The organism is Ruegeria sp. AB5, assembly GCF_056542645.1.
The window spans coordinates 1025092-1045254 of sequence record NZ_JBQGAE010000001.1 but is presented as its reverse complement, the minus strand read 5'-3'; the positions used below and the strand labels follow the sequence as shown (position 1 = coordinate 1045254).

Annotated in this window: 20 protein-coding genes and 2 pseudogenes; 10 read left to right on the top strand and 12 right to left on the bottom strand. The window is 57.8% G+C overall.

All coding sequences use genetic code 11. The features are described from left to right. Positions 1-322 precede the first annotated feature (322 nt). From ACR0L4_RS05300 to ACR0L4_RS05290, 3 genes are all read right to left on the bottom strand, one after another. Positions 323-742 carry a hypothetical protein gene (locus tag ACR0L4_RS05300; protein WP_480511101.1) on the bottom strand — a complete coding sequence of 140 codons (420 nt, stop codon included), beginning with the start codon at positions 740-742 and terminating at the stop codon, positions 323-325. A 149-nt stretch (positions 743-891) separates the two neighbouring features. Further along, on the bottom strand, positions 892-1428 hold the full coding sequence (locus ACR0L4_RS05295) for a dihydrofolate reductase family protein (RefSeq protein ID WP_480511099.1): 537 nt from the start codon (positions 1426-1428) through the stop codon (positions 892-894). 69 nt (positions 1429-1497) lie between these two features. Then, positions 1498-2370 (bottom strand): LysR substrate-binding domain-containing protein, encoded by an 873-nt coding sequence (locus ACR0L4_RS05290; RefSeq protein ID WP_480511097.1) that lies wholly within the window; start codon positions 2368-2370, stop codon positions 1498-1500. Positions 2371-2519: 149 nt separating this feature from the next. Between ACR0L4_RS05290 and ACR0L4_RS05285 the strand changes: the two genes are divergently transcribed. Continuing rightward, positions 2520-4040 carry a trimethylamine methyltransferase family protein gene (locus ACR0L4_RS05285; RefSeq protein WP_480511163.1) on the top strand — a complete coding sequence of 507 codons (1521 nt, stop codon included), beginning with the start codon at positions 2520-2522 and terminating at the stop codon, positions 4038-4040. A 12-nt stretch (positions 4041-4052) separates the two neighbouring features. Beyond that, the gene (locus ACR0L4_RS05280) at positions 4053-5144 is read left to right on the top strand and encodes an aminomethyl transferase family protein (RefSeq protein WP_480511095.1); all 1092 of its coding nucleotides are present in this window, start codon (positions 4053-4055) and stop codon (positions 5142-5144) included. Positions 5145-5330: 186 nt separating this feature from the next. Here the strand turns inward: ACR0L4_RS05280 and ACR0L4_RS05275 are convergent, their stop codons facing one another. Beyond that, complete coding sequence (locus ACR0L4_RS05275; protein ID WP_480511093.1) at positions 5331-5912, bottom strand: Spy/CpxP family protein refolding chaperone; 582 nt, start codon at positions 5910-5912, stop codon at positions 5331-5333. A 66-nt stretch (positions 5913-5978) separates the two neighbouring features. Here ACR0L4_RS05275 and ACR0L4_RS05270 point away from each other — a divergent pair, with 66 nt between their 5' ends. Then, positions 5979-6530: a Crp/Fnr family transcriptional regulator gene (locus tag ACR0L4_RS05270; RefSeq protein WP_480511091.1), complete on the top strand. Its 552-nt coding sequence runs from the start codon at positions 5979-5981 to the stop codon at positions 6528-6530. Here ACR0L4_RS05270 and ACR0L4_RS05265 read toward each other — a convergent pair. After that, complete coding sequence (locus ACR0L4_RS05265; protein ID WP_480511089.1) at positions 6527-6970, bottom strand: c-type cytochrome; 444 nt, start codon at positions 6968-6970, stop codon at positions 6527-6529. The genes ACR0L4_RS05270 and ACR0L4_RS05265 overlap by 4 nt on opposite strands. Before the next feature lie 296 nt (positions 6971-7266). On the opposite strand from ACR0L4_RS05265, the gene ACR0L4_RS05260 reads away from it, so the two are divergent. The 5 genes and pseudogenes from ACR0L4_RS05260 (at position 7267) to ACR0L4_RS05240 (ending at position 11351) form a co-directional block, all read left to right on the top strand. Continuing rightward, positions 7267-7614, top strand: coding sequence for a copper resistance CopC family protein (locus ACR0L4_RS05260; protein ID WP_480511087.1), 348 nt, complete (start codon positions 7267-7269; stop codon positions 7612-7614). 6 nt (positions 7615-7620) lie between these two features. Further along, positions 7621-8580 carry a CopD family protein gene (locus ACR0L4_RS05255; RefSeq protein WP_480511085.1) on the top strand — a complete coding sequence of 320 codons (960 nt, stop codon included), beginning with the start codon at positions 7621-7623 and terminating at the stop codon, positions 8578-8580. After that, a complete protein-coding gene (locus ACR0L4_RS05250; protein WP_480511083.1) occupies positions 8577-9965 on the top strand; it encodes a multicopper oxidase family protein in 1389 nt (462 codons plus the stop codon). Before ACR0L4_RS05255 ends, ACR0L4_RS05250 begins: the two co-directional genes overlap by 4 nt. 40 nt (positions 9966-10005) lie before the next feature. Continuing rightward, complete coding sequence (locus ACR0L4_RS05245) at positions 10006-10467, top strand: DUF411 domain-containing protein (RefSeq protein WP_170749214.1); 462 nt, start codon at positions 10006-10008, stop codon at positions 10465-10467. A gap of 252 nt (positions 10468-10719) precedes the next feature. After that, positions 10720-11351, top strand: a pseudogene (locus tag ACR0L4_RS05240) (tyrosine-type recombinase/integrase). 100 nt (positions 11352-11451) lie between these two features. Here the strand turns inward: ACR0L4_RS05240 and ACR0L4_RS05235 are convergent. From ACR0L4_RS05235 to ACR0L4_RS05205, 7 genes and pseudogenes are all read right to left on the bottom strand, one after another. Further along, a pseudogene (locus tag ACR0L4_RS05235) lies at positions 11452-12877 on the bottom strand (IS1182 family transposase). Positions 12878-13153: 276 nt separating this feature from the next. Further along, entirely contained in the window at positions 13154-13687 is a 534-nt protein-coding gene (locus ACR0L4_RS05230) for a hypothetical protein (protein ID WP_480511081.1), read from the bottom strand. A gap of 333 nt (positions 13688-14020) precedes the next feature. Beyond that, positions 14021-15217 carry a vWA domain-containing protein gene (locus ACR0L4_RS05225; protein ID WP_480511079.1) on the bottom strand — a complete coding sequence of 399 codons (1197 nt, stop codon included), beginning with the start codon at positions 15215-15217 and terminating at the stop codon, positions 14021-14023. 3 nt (positions 15218-15220) lie between these two features. Beyond that, the gene (locus ACR0L4_RS05220; protein WP_170749211.1) at positions 15221-15391 is read right to left on the bottom strand and encodes a hypothetical protein; all 171 of its coding nucleotides are present in this window, start codon (positions 15389-15391) and stop codon (positions 15221-15223) included. Between the two features lie 7 nt (positions 15392-15398). After that, positions 15399-16766, bottom strand: a complete 1368-nt coding sequence (locus ACR0L4_RS05215) for a DUF2927 domain-containing protein (RefSeq protein ID WP_480511077.1) — start codon at positions 16764-16766, stop codon at positions 15399-15401. After that, complete coding sequence (locus ACR0L4_RS05210; RefSeq protein WP_480511075.1) at positions 16763-17212, bottom strand: N-acetyltransferase family protein; 450 nt, start codon at positions 17210-17212, stop codon at positions 16763-16765. The genes ACR0L4_RS05215 and ACR0L4_RS05210 overlap by 4 nt, the downstream gene beginning before the upstream one ends. An 86-nt stretch (positions 17213-17298) precedes the next feature. Continuing rightward, complete coding sequence (locus ACR0L4_RS05205; protein ID WP_170749209.1) at positions 17299-18144, bottom strand: AAA family ATPase; 846 nt, start codon at positions 18142-18144, stop codon at positions 17299-17301. A gap of 371 nt (positions 18145-18515) precedes the next feature. On the opposite strand from ACR0L4_RS05205, the gene dksA reads away from it, so the two are divergent. Then, positions 18516-18938 carry an RNA polymerase-binding protein DksA gene (gene dksA, locus ACR0L4_RS05200; RefSeq protein ID WP_170354457.1) on the top strand — a complete coding sequence of 141 codons (423 nt, stop codon included), beginning with the start codon at positions 18516-18518 and terminating at the stop codon, positions 18936-18938. 71 nt (positions 18939-19009) lie between these two features. After that, positions 19010-20161 carry an FAD-dependent monooxygenase gene (locus ACR0L4_RS05195; RefSeq protein ID WP_480511073.1) on the top strand — a complete coding sequence of 384 codons (1152 nt, stop codon included), beginning with the start codon at positions 19010-19012 and terminating at the stop codon, positions 20159-20161. The last annotated feature ends 2 nt before the right edge of the window (positions 20162-20163 follow it).

Sequence of the window (20163 nt, the reverse complement as noted above, 5' to 3'; positions counted from 1 at the left end):
TCTGGGACACCATGTTGTCCGTATTGCCGTTTGGGACTTGGTCAGCGGAAACCATCAGGGCCAGCAGCCGCGTGCGCTGCGCAAACAGGCCGGACACAAGACTGCATCTGACAGACGCTCATTTCAGCTCAAAAAATGTCTTGCTATGCAGGAGACATCCACAAAAGACATTCGTCGCGGATGCAAAACTACTCTGACGCTAAACTCAACTAAAGACGTCTTTCCTGTCTCGGACGCGCCCGTGAACACCACGATCAGTTGTTGCGGGAGGTCTCAACTGAGATTGTTCTAACACGCAGCGCAGATTAGGAGATTCTTCACCTCAGATCGCCTCGCTCCTTCCGGCCGCCTGATCCAGAATCCAGTCAACGTCGCGCAGAAAGTCGTCGATTGTCAGGGGATTGTTTTCTCTACTGGAGGCCGAAAGAACGAAGCCATGAGCATAATCGATCAGGTGGTGAACCAGGATATTGCCACCGTCGCTGTTCTTCGGCTGGTCCGTGCTGGCCTTCAAGTCCGCCGCCACACGGGCGAGGTCCGCGCTCATGAGCGTCACATCACTCAAAATCGCGCGCAAAAGATTGGCGTTCTTCAACACATATCCGTAGTAGGTCGCCAGTATGTTGCGGGCCCGTTTGCCCGGGGACTTCTCCTCGATGCCGTCCACGACCTCTCTGAAGGTAAGCTCCACCAGATCGGTCAAAAGCTGTTTCTTATTGCCGGCGTGATAGGTAACGGCCATTGGGGCAACGCCCAGCTATTCAGCCAGCACACGAAAAGACAGCCCGTCAACGCCGCCTTTCTGAACGATCAGCAATGCCGCTCTCAGGATCACTTGCTTTGACAGGTGTTGCGACGGCTTTGTCGGCCGTCCAACGGGTGCGACCTTGGTCACAGTTTCACCTTGTATTCAAGATCCACCAAGCCGGACGGGAAAGGGGTCGAGGACACAAGCTCCAGATCGATGTCCGTGTCATTGGAGCCAAATATCCGGATACCTTCGCCAAGAAGGATCGGCACGATGGATATTTTCATGTCCTCGATAAGCCCTGCCTGAATGAAGGACCGAATGACCGCGCCGCCATCGACATATGCCCGTTTCAAACCGCGCTTCTCCAACGAATCCATCAGGGCCTTGGGCTCAAGTGTTGAAACCTCGACCTTGTCGCGCAGATCCCCGGGAATTTCTGCGTCAGTCATTGTGCGGCTCATCACGATGCAGGGAATGGTATAGGGCCACTCCCCGAACTCCAGAACGGTGCGAAGCGATCCCGATCCCATAATGATCACATCCATGCGGTCCTGAAACGCGGCAAAGCCGTGATCTTCGCTCTGTGTCGCTTGCTTATTCAGCCAGTCAAGCGCGTGATCGGGTCTTGCAACAAATCCATCGAGGCTCATGGCCATCATGATGTGTCCGGTTGTCATATCGGTGCCTCCGTGAATCGTATTTTTAAAGCGAAAATATAGTGCCCATGACGTTCAAACCGAATGTGGTCAGGATTGGGTTCTCAGCCAGGCCGTGAATGCAGCCACGGCGTCCGTTACAACGGTACCGTTCGGCTGAACCAGAAAATACCCATAGTCGGGCAGTTCAATATCGGACGACCGGAATAGCAGTTGCGCCTCCAGTTCGGCCGACACAAGGTCATCCATCAAAGCAATCCCTTGCCCGTCGATGACAGCCTGCACGCGAACATTGGGGTCGGGAACGATCAGCACATCTTGACGCGTCTGCTGGGGCAGACCTGCGGCGGTCAGCCAATCGGACCAGGCATTGCTGTCGTCCCGGTCTCTGAGCAATGTGAGCTGTGATATCGCAACGCCCATTCCCAACGCCTCAACTTTTTGCGCCACAGAAGAGTTTCCGACGGGATAGGGCGGCAAGGACATAAAGCGGGTCACCACGCCTTCCCCCCAATCTCCATTCCCCCACCTGATTGCCAGATCAACATGCTGCATTTCCTGCTCAGAAAACTGGATCATCGGCTGAATGCGCAGCTGCACGTCCGGGTGGCGCTGCATAAAGGTCATCAGACGCGGGGATAGCCATCGCGCCGCGAAATAGGTCGACACTCCAACAGTCAGGGATCGTGATACGCGCCCCTTCATCTCCAGAATATCAGCTTCGATTTCCTGATAACGGGTCCGGCAAGCCGCCAGAAGCTTCAACCCTTCATCCGTTAGGGCAACGCCGCGTGTCGTGCGGCGGAACAGGGCCATCCCCAGATCAGCTTCAAGCGTCTTGATCTGATAGCTAATCGCACCCTTGGTCATGTTCAGCGCTGCGGCAGCGTCCGAGAAACTGGAATGCTGGGCGATCTCGGCGAACAACCTAAGAAGGTCATGATGGCGAAAGTGTCGGCGCATATCAATTTTGTACAAAATTTTTGAACGCAATGGCCAAAAATTTTCGGTTCCCAACTGCGCGGGAAACGCCAATCCTGCCGGGGAACAAATGAATCGGAGTTACGCCTTTGGGTTCTTTGAACACCACCACGGACATCTCGAAACCGGCAGTGCGTCGCAGCCGCTCCCGTCGTGATCGACCGTCATGTGGTGACACAGTGTTCGCAGGCGCTCCATTCACGACGAGAAAAATTCCTGCGTACGCGATGCTGAACGTTGCGGCTTTGGCGGGGATCGAGGATCAGGCGGACTGGATTCTAAGCAAGATAGGCGTCGAATTCCGCGGGGATCAAGAAGCGCTCGAATTGTTTGCCGCGTCCGGCGCTCGTGTCGACGGGGAGCGCGTCCGTTTTGAACCGGGCCATGCGCGCGCGCTTTGCTCAACGGCCCCGTCGGAGTTCAAATTGCACGGCCGGGATCCGGCCAGAACCGTGAACCTGGGCGGTGACAACGTTGTTCTGATGCCGGGATACGGGTCGCCCTTTGTCACTGATCTGACCAATGGCAGGCGATACGCCACGCTTGAAGATTTCCGGAACTTCGTAAAACTTACCTACTGCACCTCCGCCTTGCATCATTCCGGCGGCACGGTGGTCGAACCAACGGATGTGCCGGTGAACAAGCGGCATCTGGACATGTTGTTGGCACACCTCACCCTGTCGACCAAACCCTTCATGGGGTCGGTCACTGCACCTGACCGCGCGCAGGATAGCATCAATATGGCACGACTGGTGTTTGGGTGCGATGAAATGGAGCGCAACGCGGTGATGCAGGCCAATATCAACGTCAACTCTCCGCTGGTGTTCGATGACACCATGTCCTCCGTGCTCCGCATCTATGCCAAAGCAAACCAGTGCGTTAGCGTTTCTCCGGCAGTTTTCGCTGGGGCCATGGGGCCGCTCTCGCCTGCGGCAGTGGCGGCCCAAACGCTGGCCGAAGCCATGGTCGGCATCGCCCTGGCACAGCTTGTCCACCCCGGGTGCCCGGTGGTTATGGGGTCGTTTCATTCCAGCATGAACCTGCGCACGGGCGCACTGACCTTTGGATCGGCAGAAGCGAATATGGTCACCATGGCGCTGTCGCAACTGGGGCGCCGGCTTGGCGTTCCGGTGCGCTCTGGCGGTGGACAGATCACCGCATCCAACGCCCCGGACGGACAAGCGATGCAGGACAGTACGGGGGCCATGTGGTCCACCCTTTTGTCCGGCGCACATCAGGTCTGGCATGCGGCGGGCTGGCTGGAAGGCGGGTTGGTCATGTCCTACGAGAAATTCATCATGGACGTCGATCATTGCGGCGCGATGCTGAAACTTTTGCAGGGTTTTGACGTCGACGACGAGGCTTTCGGTCGAGATGCCTATCTCGAGACCGGCCCGGGCGAGAATTTCCTCTCGACCAGCCACACGCTGCGCCACTACAGAGCTGCGAATTTTGAACCGCAAATCCCGGATGCCGGTCCTTTCGAGACCTGGACAGAGAACGGCGCGCTCACGTCAGACCAACGCGCCACAGCGCGGTGGCGCCAGGTGATGGACAACTATCAACAGCCCGAAATGAACCCTGGCACCAAAGCAGCGCTTGAAGACTTCGTGTCTGAACGCAAGGCAAGCATGCCGGATGAATGGTACTAGAAGGGGGGACCAATGACCGAAGAACTCAGCCGCACATCCGCTCTTGCATCGCGCCATACCGCGCTTGGCTCTGGGTTGGAGGTCTGGAACGGCATGGGCACGGCCTGGACCTACAACACGGACCCCAATGATGAACATGATGCGATCCGTGAACGGGCGGGCATGTTCGACATGTCGCCGTTGAAGAAAGTATTCGTGCGGGGCGTTGATGCCCAGGCGGTTTTGGATTACCTGACCACGCGGGAATTGTCCAAAGTCTGCCCAGGCAAGGCAGCCTACCTCTGCGTTCTGACCGATGAAGGTGGTATCGCCGACGATGCCATCGTGTCGAACAATGGCGGCGACGAATGGATGATCGTGCACGGGTCCGGCGATACCATGGCGCTTCTTGAGGCTTCGGCAGCGGGTCGCGACGTTCAGATCGACTTCACTGACGATCTGCATGACCTTTCGGTGCAGGGCCCTGCCTCGCTGGAAATCCTGAATGCCCATACAGATATCGACCTGGCCGAACTGACCTATTTCAATCACGTACCGGCTACACTTTTTGGCCATCCCTGCCGCATCTCGCGTACGGGTTATTCCGGCGAACGCGGCTACGAGATATTCGCAGACGGGACAGTGATTACGGATATCTGGGACAATCTCGTGCAGGAGGGTGTCATGCCCTGTTCCTTTACTGCTCTGGACAAGGTGCGTATCGAAGCCGGGCTGTTGTTTTACGGCTATGACATGACCGAGGCGAATACCCCATGGGAGGTCGGCCTCGACTTCACCGTCAGCACAACCAAGGCCGACTATCGCGGAAAAGCGGCCGTCGTGGCGGCAAAGGGGGCCGAAAAAGTAAATAATGTTTGTCTGGAAATCGACCACACCGACATGGTCGATGGCGGTGAAACGCTTTTGTTGGATGGCAAAACCGTCGGCGTGATAAACAGCCCCTGCTACTCACGCCGGATGGAAAAATCCCTTGCCCTTGCGCATGTTGTTCCAGGGCTAGCCGTTGGAACGGCCCTCTCCGTGGCAGGCGAGGGCATGAACACGCAAGCAACCATCGCAGCAAGCCCAATCTACGATCCAAAGAAAATTCGTACCCACGAGTAGGTCGATCGTTGCGAATTGCTGTAGAGCCGGCCCACAAAAGTCATTCATCGCAGTCACTGGTGTCGCACCGCGGCACTGCACCAGATCGGCCATTCGCTGCGGGTGCAAAATCCTAAACAGTTAAACTCACGATCTGCGGACTTTGCTGCAGTCGAAATCTGCTGCGTAAAGGATTTCTTTACGCGGTTAGCTGTCACACCCATTGTGACGTCGCCACATCTCTAGGTCATGACCTTCAGGAATATTTGCGCAGGGATCATTGGTGTAGCCACGCAGGTCGTTGTATCGTGCAACTTGCTGGGCGCTCAGGACTTCCAGCGTCTCAAGATGACGCGACAAATGCACGAAGCGAAGGTTGCTACGCGCTTGACCGGCTGCACTAACCAAAGTCTCCAACTTGGCAGCATCAACCCCTCGGTTTGAGAAAGCTGTATCCAAAGCGCGTTCTGCTGAGATGAAAACCGCTCCCGCGGCAATGGCTTCGGCTTGCATTGCCCAGAAGATGTCCTCTACGCGTGCGCGTTGCTCCGATGACAAGCTCAGTTCTTCGGCAAGCCCCAAAACGTGGGCAGGACCCGGATGCCCGTTCAACTCGGCGGCCAACGCAAAACCCCATCCGCGACCTGCTTCGAGCTCAGCAATATCACTCTCTGACAGGGTGGCGATGTCCCGGGATTCCAGCCCCGCGTAAGGTGTGTGGCTGTCATCGGCAAGAACGGGGATGCTCAACACTGACGCCGCGAACCCAATAAAAACATTTCTTCTCATGATCAGATACCTTTTTCATAGGACTTCTCATGGCGCGCGCCGCTCACACATGATTATGATCATGTCATGGACGATTTTTTGAAAGCGCTTTTTGACCGTGCGGAACCAATGGAAGCGGAAGCTGGCGCTTATCTGTTTCACGCGGCCGACCCGGTGCGCTTTGTACATCTCATTGAGAAAGGGCGCATTCATCTGGAACGAACGCAGATCAGTGGCCAAGTCATGTGTTTTCAAAGAGCGCGTCCGGGTGACATCCTCGCAGAGGCGTCAATCTACGCTGCGGCCTATCACTGCGACGCCAAGGTTGTCGAACCAGCGCGCCTGAAAAAGCTCAGCGTTGAGCGTCTGATGGAAACGCTGGAGGCTGATCCAGAGACGTCCATGGCTTGGGCCGCACATTTAGCACGGATGGTGCAGACGACCCGCCTCCTTGCTGAAATCAGAGGTATGAAGACAGTCCAACAACGTCTCGATGCCTGGATTGATCACAACGGTGCACTGCCCGCGAAGGGGCATTGGCAAACCGTGGCGCAAGAACTGGCGGTAGCGCCAGAGGCTCTCTATCGAGAAATCGCACGACGCCGCAGCGAGCAGCGGTCCGAAAACCGCAACAGCTAGCGCTGCGCATCGTCCTGCGCCGTAACGGCTGCCTGATGCGCGCGCTCCCGGTCCGGCCACTGCGTCTTGATCCATTCTAGGACGTCGCGCAGTTCATCCTCGGAATAGGTGTCTGCGAAGCCCGGCATGTTGCTTTCATAGCCTCTGCCGATGACCGCGGCTGTGCCACGCAAGGTGATGTCCAAAAGCACCTGGTCGGAGTGGTGCCACGTATGCCCCGACGCATCATGCGGTGGCGCTGGCAGCCTGCCATCCGGCCCGGGGGATCGCCAGTTCGGCTCGCCTTGCAGATTTTCGCCATGGCAGGCGGCACAAGCCTCGGCGTAGATCGCTTCTCCGCGGGCAAGGTTCGGTTGATCGCTCACAACAACCGGTGTCGGCCCACCCATCAGAAGTATTCCGGAGAGTGCTGCCAGCGACACTACAGCGCCAGACAACATGATCCATTTCCTCATTCAGCGGATACCTCTCACTGTGTTTAAGGTTTTGTACATCCGGGCTCGGCGGTCACGGTATTTGCCCCCATGACGTTTTGAATCCTGACTACCGTTCGTGATGCGGCCTCCGGTTACTGGAAGGTCAAGCGGGATTTTGCTATTGACCTTCCAGTAACCGGAGGCTGCACAACCAAATCCCAGAGGTCTCTGTACCATGAATTTCGGCGAATTCCCCGTCAGCGATCTGCCTGCACATACGACCGGCGCTGTGGTGCCCAATTAAAAAGGAAGCTTCAAAATTGAGATGCTTATTCACTACCATTGCCATCCTCCTATCTCTGAGCGGGGCGGTTGTCGCGCATTCCGAAAAGCAGGGCACGACACCGGTGCACGGCGCACAATTGACCGAAACGCCAGAAATGATCCACATGGTCTTCGATGACCCGATGCGCATCACCATGGTGCGACTGGTTGATGCTGAAGGCTCCGAGATGCCCATGGAGCGCGAAACCGGGCTGGAGCCAACACTTGAGTTCCACGCCGAACCAGAACCACTGGCACCGGGAAATTATACTGTGGAGTGGCGCGGGCTGGCCTCGGACGGTCATGCCATGCAAGGCAGCTTCTCCTTTGAGTTGACGAACTGACCCGCGGTGCTGGCTATCCTCGCCACTCCCGACACCGTCACATGGCTGTCGATCATCGTGAAGGCGTTTGCCTATGCGGCAACGCTTGTTGCCGTCGGCAGTGTGTTGGTGGTCGTCTCCTTGCGATGCGTGAGTGAGAACGGACGCGCAGCCCTAGGTCGCACGGCGGTTTTTTCGTCGCTTGCAGCAGCCGTCTTTACCGGGCTGCGTCTTCCTGTGCGGGCCAGCTTCCTCATGGGCGGCACATGGGACGGTGCGGTAGATCCCATGATCCTCGGAATGGTGGCTGAGAGCCCGCTTGGGACAAGTGCGGCTGTGCGTCTTGCGGGGCTTGCGCTCATTTTCTGTATCCTGTGGCGCGCGCGGGCTGGCCACATCCTCGCACTTGTGGGCGCATTTCTTGCGTCCGCCTCCTTCGCGCTTCGCGGTCACGCGCTCGGCGAGCCGCAGGTGATCCTTGGCGCGCTAATCACCTTGCACATACTGTGCCTCGCTTTCTGGATCGGTGCCTTTGCGCCGCTCCTGCGTGCGACACGGCGCGACCCACCCGCAAGCGCGGGAGCATTGGCACATGAGTTCGGTCGCAAGGCGCTGTGGGTTGTCGGCCTGCTCGCTCTCGTGGGTGGGCTGGCCCTTATTCTTCTGGGTGCGGCGACACCATCCGCTCTGTCCAGTCCCTACGGCCAGATGTTTGCGATCAAGCTCGTTCTCTTTGTGGGTGTCCTGTCTCTGGCCGCGGTCAACAAACTGAAACTGACACCTGCACTTACGGCTTCGACGCCGGGCACGCGCAGGCGGCTCCGTCGATCAATTGGTTTTGAAGTAACGCTCGTGGCCGGTATCCTTATCACGACGGCAGCGCTCACCACTGTTACATCGCCACCCGGCGACGGAGTGAGCGAACAGGCATCATTGGATACGCGACCGGCTGCGTCGGCGCACCACACGTTTGGAGACGCTTCATGACACGTCTTAACCGCAGGCAATTCCATCAATCAGTCTTGGCGTCTGCAGCCGCTGCAACTCTGCCAACCTTTGCGAGCGCAGACGCCACGCCAATCCTAAACGCGCGGGTGGGCAGCGCGCGGCTTGCACCGCCCGAGTATCCGGAGACGCGTATATGGGGCTATGACGGGCTCAGCCCGGGTCCGCTCCTTCGCGCACGTCAAGGCGAACGGATGACGCGGGTATTCCAGAACGACTTGCCCCAAGCCTCGTCTGTGCACTGGCACGGGATCCGCATCGAAAACGCCATGGACGGCGTTGCCGGTCTGACCCAGCCTGCTGTCGAGCCAGGGGCGGATTTTCTCTACGACTTCACGTTGCCGGATGCAGGCACCTACTGGTACCACCCACACAATCGCACCTACGAACAGATGGCGCGTGGACTCTATGGTGCACTGATTGTCGATGAGGCAAACAGCGCGCCTGAGGTCGATCTTGACGAGGTGCTCTTGCTCGACGACTGGCGTCTGACGGATGAAGCCCAGATCGCCGACGGCTTTGGCAATATGCATGATTGGTCCCATGGCGGACGGATCGGCAATTGGATCACGGTGAATGGCGATGGGGCTTGGTCGCGAGAGGTTTCACGGTATTCGCGGATGCGCCTGCGTTTGGTCAACACGGCGAATGCGCGGATATTCTCGCTTGAAACTCAGGGCCTGGAAGGCTGGGTCGTGGCGCTTGATGGCATGCCGTTGGAGGCACCGCAGCCATTGAGACGACTCACCCTTGCGCCAGCGCAGCGGGCGGACCTTATCGTCGATGTGGTCGCCGACGAAGGCGAGGACGCATTCCTTGTGAGCTTCGAACGCGACGGCGGTTATGCCATCGCGGCCTTCCGGGTTGGTGGTGCAGCTCGACAGACGCGCCGCGCCGCGCCGGACGCTCTCCCACCAAATCCAGTGCCCGCACTTGGAGACCTTAAAGCCGCCCGACACGCGGACATGCGCATGGAAGGCGGCGCGATGGGCGGTATGCTTGGTGCGATGATGGGCGGTCGGATGTTGAATATGCGTGAACTGGCCGCCCAAGGTAAAGTCTGGGCCTTTAACGGCATGGCGGAAATGGGTGATACGCCGTTGATCGACGCCGACCTTGGCGAGACCGTGCGGATCAGCATGACCAATGACACCGCCTGGCCGCACGGGATGCATTTGCACGGACACCATTTCCGGCAGATCGCTGCGGATGGTTCCTTAGGCCCATTACGTGACACGATTTTGATGAACCGCGGCGAAACGGTCGAGATCGCCTTCGTCGCGGACAATCCCGGCGACTGGCTTTTGCATTGCCATATGCTTGAGCATTCCGCCGGAGGGATGATGACGTGGCTGCGCGTCTCATAACGCACGGCCCTAAGAACAACCGAGATGGGAGATACACCACATGGACCGCAGAAACTTCATCGTCATCAGCTTTGCCTCTGGCCTAAGCGCTGCGTCTATCGCTCGACCCGCGCTCGCAAATTCAGGCGAACTGGACGTCTTCAAAACACCGACATGCGGCTGTTGCTCGGCCTGGGTCGATCACATGGCCGGCGCGGGGTTCAATGTCACCGCCAGCGACGTCGATCAGGAAACGCTTTGGGCGATCAAGGATCGCGCAGGCGTTGCTCCCGCGCTGAGCTCATGCCATACCGCCTTCATCAACGGGTACTTCGTGGAGGGCCACGTGCCTGCCGGAGACGTCCAGCGGTTGCTGATGGTGCGCCCGGACGCGCTTGGCCTGACGGTGCCCGGCATGCCAATCGGTTCGCCGGGCATGGAAATGGGCGACCAACGCGATGCCTACGACACGTTGCTGGTTTTGCGCGATGGCTCAACCGAAGTATTTGAGAGCCATGCCTAAATTGGCTCCCTTCGGGACAGAAGAGACTGAAGTCTCTGGGTTTCCGCTCTTCTAGTCTAGTTGCCGCGTTCTGAGGCGACCCAGTTAATCCGATTCCCGCATTCGTCGCATTACTGCCGTTTATGCGAGGTGCAGCGTTTCAGACATTGGGCTGTCAGTTGACCTCGGAGGCGGCGCAGCAATACCCTGATATGGTGCGTCGTCAACGTCGTGTTGTCGTTGTGGAGGGCATGGCGGATCGGAGGATCAGTCATGGAAGCACCAAACCTACCAGCTATTCGCGCACTTCGTCCTGCATGGAACAAAGGCCGCATTGTCGGACAGAAGCGCCCTTTGAAGCCAAAGTATGTCTGGGCAATCCGTGTTCGCCTTGAATTGGTAGAAAACCATCGCGACCTCGCGCTATTCAACATGGCGATCGACAGCAAGCTGCGCGGCTGTGGCCTCGTGAAGATGAAAGTCGTCGACGTTATGGCATCGGGACAGATCAAGGAACGGGCTTCCGTATTCCAATGCAAAACGCAAAAACCGGTGCGCTTTGAAATATCCGATGTCACCAAGCCTCTGTCGAGCAGTGGATGGAGAATGAACTCATGGTCAGCTCAGGGTACCTTTGGCCGGGTCACTTTCATGAGCGTCTTCATATCTCAACTCGCCAGTATGGGCGGATCGTCCGGGATTGGGTCACTCCGATCGGACTAGAGGCGAGCACATACGGCACGCATTCGATGAGGCGCACAAGGGTGACCCAGATAAACAGGAAGACCGGTAACTTGCGGGCGGTTCAACTTCTGCTTGGGCACACCAAGATGGACAACACAGTCCGGTACCTAGGCGTCGAGCTTGAGGACCCGCTAGCGATCGCTGAGACCATTGAAATCTAGCAAATTCGGGTCGCCTTCAAGGACGGCGCATTCTGTTGAAAAACAACGTGTTGCAGGCGCGGAAAGTGCCTTCCAGAACGCGGCGCTGAGGCCTTTCCTATCAGGCTTTGCGCGTTTGCTGCGGTGCGGGAAAGATCTTGGCCAGTTTCCGGAGGTTTTGGGCGGTTGCGGCGAGGAGGAATTCATCATTTGCACCACATGGGCCACGTAATCGTAGGCGTCCCAGCCCGAGGATGCGTTTGAGGTGGGTGAAGAGCATCTCGACCTTCTTCCTGAGTTTCATCGAGATGTCGTACTGGCGGGGTTTTGCGATGTCATGAGCGACTTGACGGGCGTCTTCATGTTCTTCCCGGGTGATCTTGCGGACGTCTGCGTTTGGGCAGCAGTTGGCCTTGTATGGGCAGGCTTGGCAGGTCAGCTTTAGGGCGCGGTATCGCGCGACCCCTTTGCCGGTCGGCCCTCGGTTCGGGTCGGAGTAATTGCGGCGGAACTGCTTGAGTGCATGCCCTTCCGGGCAGATGTACTGATCGTTCTTGGCGTCCCAATCGAAGTCAGCTCGGGACCATGTGGCGTCGGGTCAGCCAGCTTTATCAAAGACCGGGATATGAGGTGCAATCTTGCGATCAACCAGCCAGCCCAGGAGCGGCCCGGTTCCGTAGGCGGTGTCCGCGATCAGGCATTCGGGGTGCAAATCAAACTTCGCCTTCACGCGGTTCAGCATGGTCTTGGTCGATCCAACTTCAGCTTGCCGGATCGACCTTGTCCCCTCGACATCCGTTGCCCAGCAGTCGTTTGCTCAGCAAACGATGAGAGGGGACGATCACCCCGTGATCCGTGTCGATTGGGTAATTGTCGGATTAGCTAAAGAAAGCAGGGCCTTTCCGTGCTGCCGTCCATTGGTTGGCCGGGTCGGAATGGGATGTGAACTTGGGTTGGACCTCGCTTGCTGCGCCAAATGCGGCCTCGTCCAGCGTGTCGAGATACTCGCGGACCGCGCGGGGCGCCTCGGCTGGATCAATGGTCGTCGCATCCCACTCTTCCTTCGGCGTTGAGTTCTGTTTGTTCGCAACTGCCTCAATAAGACTGGCATCAATCGCCATGCACTGGCCGCTGACGAGACTCTCTTCGATGCACCGTGCAACTGTCGTCTCGAACAGATGCCGCAGAAGCCCACTCTCCCGGAATCGCCCGTGTCGGTTCTTGGAGAAGGTCGAATGATCCGGGATACGGTCGGTCAGATCGAGACGGCAGAACCAACGTTAGGCGAGGTTCAGGCGCACCTCTTCACAAAGCCGCCGCTCGGACCGGATGCCAAAGCAATACCCAACCAGCAGCATGCGGATCAGCAGTTCGGGGACGACCGAAGGGCGTCCTGTGTGGCTGTAGAAATCTGTTAGGTGCGAGCGGATGCTGTCCAGATCAACAAAACGATCAATCGACCGAAGCAGGTGATCTTGTGGGACATGATCCTCCAGCGAAAACTCATAGAACAGAGCACCCTGAGCCTCTTGCCTTGGTCCCATCATGGCTGATCCTCCCCTCCACTACAGGAATTGAATCAGCAGTTCAGCCCTCGATCAAGGATGAGTTTTTCAACAAAATAGGCCCTTGGCTGACCTTCAGCGGCGCCACCCGATGCTGCGACGCAGCCCGCGTTCCAGTCCTTTGCTGCGGAAGCATATCGGAGTCTTGGGTTATGACAGGAATGCGGGACAAAGCTGCCGTTGGATCAACTTTGGCTCACTTGAAAAATCAACCTCAGCCGATGAAACCTGCATTGAGATACCGCCGAACTTGGAAGCCTACACCTTTTTAAGCCCATCGCTGACTAGTGAAACTGGTCCGACTTCGGCGCGAAGATAAGCTAGCGAGAAAATACTGGCACACAGTGCACCTAAGAAGGAACCCAGAAACTCCACTGTGATGGACCAAAAAGTGTTGGTGACTGTGACCCCAGAGAAGGTCTCCGGGATTTGCGGAACCAATTCAGTTAGTGAAAGAAAAGTCACCATAGAAACCCAAACAAAACCCAAAAGAGCCGGTCCAACCAAGAGTCTCCAGAAGACGAACCAATAACTGCCGTGCGACCGTTTCAAAGCGGCCTTGAACCCGACTGATTTCTTTGCGATTGCCGCACGTATCATGGTTCCAAATCCGGACAGCACGAACAACGAAAGTGTTAAAGAAATAAATAGAGAAAAAGACAATATGACATCGAGTGCCAACTCGCCGGAAGGAAGTATAGAGTGGATCAAAAATGCAATGCCTGAAGCTGCGCCTACCAGTGTAATGAACGGGAATAGGTAGGCAATCCAAAAGTGCCAATCTTGCTGCATCGTAGCATCAGGCCCCATATCTTTTGGTGGAAGTCTTTGAGCAATGACGTGTGAAAAATGTAAGCTAAATACCCGTAGCCAAGCAACGAAGGAACTAGGGCAGTGGAGATGCGGCTTGCAATGTAGAGGTCGACCGCAAATAACGTCGTGGACACTAATAGAATCTTGGACCAATGAAGGCGAAACAACCAAAAAGCACATTCGAACATCTGACTAGTACATGCTCCAGCTACTAAGGGGTTTTTGTCAGCGATTTTGTATCATTACGGTTCAGATTTGAACCAGACAAAAACACCCATATTTGGACTATGGAAGTTCCGCAATGACCTCAAGCTAGCGGCCTATCGACCGCGTCAATTCCCGCATGCCCTGTTCGAGCCCCGCTAGCGTCATCGGCACCATGCGGTCCTCGAAAATCTCGCGGATCATGCCGATGGAGTGGGTGTAGTCCCAATACTTCTCGGGCACTGGGTTGATCCATAGGTTCGACGCCCATTGGTCCCGGGCGCGTTGCAGCCAGACCTGGCCGGCCTCCTGATTCCAGTGCTCATTGGCGCCGCCGGGGTAGGCGATCTCGTAGGGGCTCATTGAGGCGTCGCCGACGAAGATGCATTTGTAGTCGCCGCCATAGGTGCGCAGTACTTCGTGGGTTGGAGACTGTTGATCCCACCGGCGGCGGTTGTCGCGCCAGACACCTTCGTAGAGGCAATTGTGGAAGTAGTAATATTCCAGATGCTTGAACTCGGTCCGGGCGGCTGAAAACAATTCTTCGACCACCTTGATATGCGGGTCCATTGATCCGCCCACGTCCAGAAACAACAGAACCTTGACGGCATTGTGCCGCTCGGGGCGGGTTTTAACGTCCAGATAGCCATGCTCGGCGGTGGCGCGGATGGTGCCGTCCAGATCCAGTTCTTCGGCCGCACCCTCGCGCGCCCAGCGACGCAAGCGTTTCAGCGCGACTTTTATGTTGCGTGTGCCCAGTTCAACTGTGTCGTCCAAATTCCTGAATTCACGCTTGTCCCACACCTTCACCGCGCGCTGATGGCGGCTTTCCTTCTGGCCGATACGGACACCTTCAGGGTTGTACCCGTAGGCCCCGAACGGAGAGGTCCCGGCTGTACCGATCCATTTGTTGCCGCCCTGATGGCGCCCCTGTTGCTCAGCCAGTCGCTCGCGCAGCGTTTCCATCAACTTGTCAAACCCGCCGAGGGCTTCGATCTCGGCCTTTTCCTCGTCAGACAGGTGTTTCTCGGCCATCTTGGCCAGCCAGTCGCCGGGAATGTCGACGGCTTCCAGAACCTGATCAAAGCTGATTTCATTCAGGCCTTCGAAACTGGCGGCAAAGGCGCGGTCGAACTTGTCGATGTTGCGCTCATCCTTCACCATCGAGACGCGGGCGAGGTAGTAGAAGGCCTCGACATCATAGGTGGCCAAACCCTTTTTCATGCCCTCCAGAAAGGTCAGATATTCGCGCAACGAGACGGGAATACCTGCTTGTCTGAGGTTTTCGAAAAAGGGCAGGAACATTTGCTACACCACGAACCGAACAAGGATCAGCGACAGAATCAGCCCGATCAACGCAAAGGCGATGCCATATCCGGCAGCATATTGCGCCATGTCGGCACGGTTTCCGTTGCGTTTGCGCGCGGCCAAAACGCCCAGAATCACACCCAAAGCCGCCATTCCCAGTATTACGAGCATTCGTCTGTCATCCGCCTGTGCTGTTGTTCGACGATCCGCCGATACCACTGTCCGCAAGGGACCGCGCCACCAGATCCGAGCCAAAGCCGTATCGCGCCCACCCCAGACTGTCCAGCCTGACCGCACGGGCCTGTTGGGGCTGCCCGGCCTGTTTCAATGCTTCGGATTTCAACAGAAGAAGGGTTGCCAGAAGCGAGGCGTTCTCGGCCCGGGTCATCACGTCTATGGCCCGGTTCAGGTCGGGCAGAACCGCGGGGCCCCTGTCTTGCGCCAATGCAAAGGTCGCCGTTTGCGCCGTGACATGGGCACGGTGAACCTCGGTCCCGGGGGTGGCATTCAGGAATTGCATCGCAATCTGATATTGCTGCAACGCCGCCGCAGGGTCGCGGAACTGCAACATGCGACCCATCAGGTAATGCGGGTAGGCGCGGCGGTGGTCCGTCCAACCCATCTGCTGGCCGATGGTGGCAGCCCTCTGAGCGGCTCGCATCTGTCTGGGGGAACCGGGACCGGGTCCCAGTGATTTGTTGATCGCGTCCACCCATTCGCGCGGCGTTTCGGTAAGCGGTTGCACCCGAAGCCGGTCGCCACGCGGGTTCAGGCGACTCAGGACGCCGGGGATGACGGCCTCGACCTGTTCACGGCTCATGCCAGTGCGCAGCTCGGGCGCGTAGGCGGCACGCAGGATCAGCATGTCGAACCCGGTCAGAACCGTGTGGATATTGTCGTCGTTGAACACCGAATCCGGCAGATGATAGAGATCATTCAGCGGCCCCAACGCTTGTGCGATTTCCTCGTGCAGGCAATCGCGGATCTCTTGCGGGCTCACGTCGTAGGGAATGAAAATCCCCAACCGTTCGCGCTGACGCAGTTCTGTCCAGTTGCTTTTGGCCTTGCGGCGGTCGCGGCGGTATTCTTCCAGACTTGATGAATTGGGCACGACGAAGCAGGCGGCATTGGGCAGGATGCGGTGAATGTCGCGCTGGCGGACCGCTTCTATGGTGATGTTGGCCTGACCTTCCGGGATTTGCCTGATGTCGATTCTGGCCTCGCGCCGCAGACGGTTTAGCAGGCTGGTCAGGTCCCGCTGCATACCGGCCGTGGGAGAGCCTGTCAGACGCACAGTGACGGGTGTTTCAAACCGCGTGAAGACAGGCAGCGCCGCGCCGCTTTCCAGGGCGAAATGCAGGTCAACGAAGTCGGCTGCGATATTGGTGTTTGACCGCGCGGGTGGCGTCGGGCGCGCCGTTGTAAAGGATTTGGCCGGGGGCAGGGCCTGTTCCACGGCCTTGATGTTGTCCGGCAGTTCGATCCGTTCGATGGACGTGCAGGCAGACAGCGCAAGTGCCGCAACAACTGCGCCCCAGCGCATCATGAGCGGTTATACTTGATGAAAGGTGTCAGCGTGCCGATCCTCTCATAGAGCTGACGCGCGGTCTGATTGAAATCCTGCGTCAACCAATAGACAGAAGGCGCGCCTTGCCGGTCAGCCTCGTCATAGACGGCCTGGATCAGGGCACGTCCGACACCGGTTCCGCGCGCTTCGGGCCGGGCGAAAAGATCCTGAAGGTAGCACACCTTCTCGATCTTCCAGGCGTGACGGTGAAACAGGTAGTGGGTCAGGCCGACCAGTTTGCCATCCTGTTCGGCGACAAAGCACGAATAATCCTGTGGGTCATCCCCCAACAGTCTGGAAAACGTCGTGTCATACACCGTGTCTGCCAGGGTGGTTTCATAGAACGCAAGGTAGTCGCGCCACATCTCGGCCCATGGGTCCCTGTCCTTGGCGGTCAACGGGCGGATGTTCAGTGCAATGGCCAAGCGATACGTCCTGTTGTTAGACCCAGTGTAGGTCGTTTGATGCTGACATCCAGCCTGCGCCAAGGCAAGCCGCACTCACGGCCTGTTCAACGCTTGCTGCGCGCCATGAAGGCCAGTCGTTCGAACAGATGCACATCCTGCTCGTTCTTCAGCAAGGCACCGTGCAGTTTAGGCAGTGCGTTGATCCCGTCGCGCTTCAGGTCTTCAGCGGTCAGGTCTTCGGCCAGAAGCAGTTTCAACCAGTCCAGCACCTCAGAGGTGGATGGCTTTTTCTTCAAACCCTGCGTGTCCCGGATTTCGTAGAACTGCGTCAGAGCGGTGGTCAGCAGGGCGTCTTTGATGCCCGGGTGATGCACCTCGACGATGCGGCGCATGGTGGCGTCGTCCGGAAAGCGGATGTAGTGAAAGAAACACCGCCGCAGGAAGGCATCGGGCAGTTCCTTTTCGTTGTTCGAAGTGATGATCACTATCGGGCGGTTCTTGGCCCGGATCGTTGCGCCGGTTTCATAGACATGGAACTCCATCTTATCGAGTTCTTGCAGCAGGTCGTTTGGGAACTCGATATCGGCCTTGTCGATCTCATCGATCAGCAGAACGACCTTTTCATCAGCCTCGAAGGCCTGCCACAGTTTTCCCTTGCGAATGTAGTTCGAAACGTCGTGTACGCGTTCCTCGCCCAGTTGGCTGTCCCGTAACCGGCTAACCGCGTCATATTCATACAGACCCTGCTGCGCGCGCGTGGTCGATTTGACGTTCCATTCAATCATCTTCAGGCCCAACGCCCCGGCCACCTGTCTGGCCAGTTCCGTCTTGCCGGTGCCGGGTTCACCCTTGACCAGTAGGGGGCGTTCCAACGTCACCGCGGCGTTCACGGCGATGGTCAGGTCGTCAGTGGCGACATATTCGGCTGTGCCTTGGAAGCGTGCGGTCATCGGGCCCTCATGCGGTTTCGCGCGACATTGTGGTGTCCGGGTTACAGAGCGGCGATGAATTTGACAAGCAGGGCCGCTGCGTCTCGGCCTCGAATTTCTCAGCGACTCCAATCCCTTTTGCTTGATTCGGGTCGATCCGGATGTTTTTGGAGGGCAGGCCGCCTTGAAATAGCCTGTTAAATTTCACAGAAAAACAAGGATTTGTTGTTTGAATTCTCTGAATTACACGGGCCGCTAGCGACGGCACCATGGTCCTACGTTTGTGTAGTGACATTCCCGCGTCTGTCGGATAAATGCTGCGCTAAAGGGGGTGCCAAATGTCAGGTGAAACTACCGCGACCGACGTTTCGGGCCATACCGAGGGAGCAAATATGAAGCAGGAAGTTTTTCTGCCGGAAGATTACCGCCCGGCCGAAGATGAGCCATTCATGAACGATCGACAGCTTGAGTATTTTCGACGCAAGCTGCTGGATTGGAAGACAGAATTACTCGCAGGCAGCCGCGACACGATCGAAGGGCTGCAGGACAACACTCGAAACATTCCAGATGTTGCTGACCGCGCAAGCGAAGAGACCGACCGCGCGCTGGAACTGCGCACCCGGGATCGTCAGCGCAAGCTGGTCGCCAAGATCGACTCGGCCCTGCGCCGGATCGATGAGGGTGAGTACGGGTATTGCGAGAAGACCGGCGATCCGATCTCGCTGAAACGTCTGGATGCGCGTCCGATCGCGACCATGACGTTGGAAGCTCAGGAACGGCATGAGCGGCGCGAGAAAGTTCACCGCGACGATTGATCGCTGTGAAAAGACTAAGAACACAAACGCCGGGGCCTGTTGCTCCGGCGTTTTTGCTTTAAGCCGGTGTCATGAACATCAAGGGACTGAATTTCTGCGTGGTGGGCGGCGGCATTGGCGGTCTTGCGGCGGCGTTGGCTCTGCGTCAGCGGGGCGCGCAAGTTACCGTGCTGGAACAGGCTGCGGCTCTGACCGAGGTTGGCGCAGGCCTTCAGATCAGCGCCAACGGAATGGCCGTTTTGCGCGCTTTGGGCGTGGCGGGCGAGGTGCCCGAGGCGGCGCAGAAATCACACGGCACGATTTTGCGGGACTACCGTCGGGGGCGGATCATCAGCCGTATCCCCGCGCCGTCAGCCGGGCCGACCTACTATTATCACCGTGCGGACCTGCTGGACCTGTTGCATCAATCGGCCAAGGACGCAGGCGTCGACATCCGTCTTGATGCGCGTGTTGAACACGTGACAAAACACCCGTCCGAAGTCGAAATCGTGCTGGAGAGTGGCGAGCGGCTGCACGCGGTATGCGGTATTACCGCCGATGGCGGACGCAGCACGATTCGCCCCGTCCTGAATGGTGTCGAGACACCCGTCTTCACCCGTCAGGTAGCCTGGCGCGCGACGCTGCCCTGGCAGGATCGGGTCGAGGCACCACAGGCTTTCCTGACGATGGGGCCGGGACGGCATGTGGTCACCTATCCCTTGCGCGACCAACGACTGATGAATGTGGTCGCGATCGAGGAACGATCGGACTGGCAGCAGGAAGGCTGGCGGTTGCGCGGCGACCCCGAAGACCTGCGTGCCCGCTTCGCGGATTTTGGCGGGCCCGTCGGACAGATCCTGTCAAACATCGAAGAGACACATATTTGGGCGTTGTTCCTACGCCCCGTGGCGCAGAGCTGGCAGAACGGGCTGCTTGCACTTCTGGGTGACGCGGCGCATCCGACGCTTCCGTTTATGGCGCAAGGGGCGTGTCTGGCGCTAGAGGATGCCTGGGTTCTGGCGCGATCCTTTGATGAACAGTCCGGCGTGGCGCAGGCCCTTGCGGCCTACGAAACCAGCCGCCGCAAGCGCGCCCAGAATGTGGTTGCAGCAGCGTCTGCCAATGCGCGGAATTTCCATCTGCGCGGCCCGATGCGGCTGGCGGCTCAGATGGCACTGGCCACGATTGGTCCGCGTCTGACCAGAAAATACGACTGGATCTACGATTACGACCCGACCCTTTGATC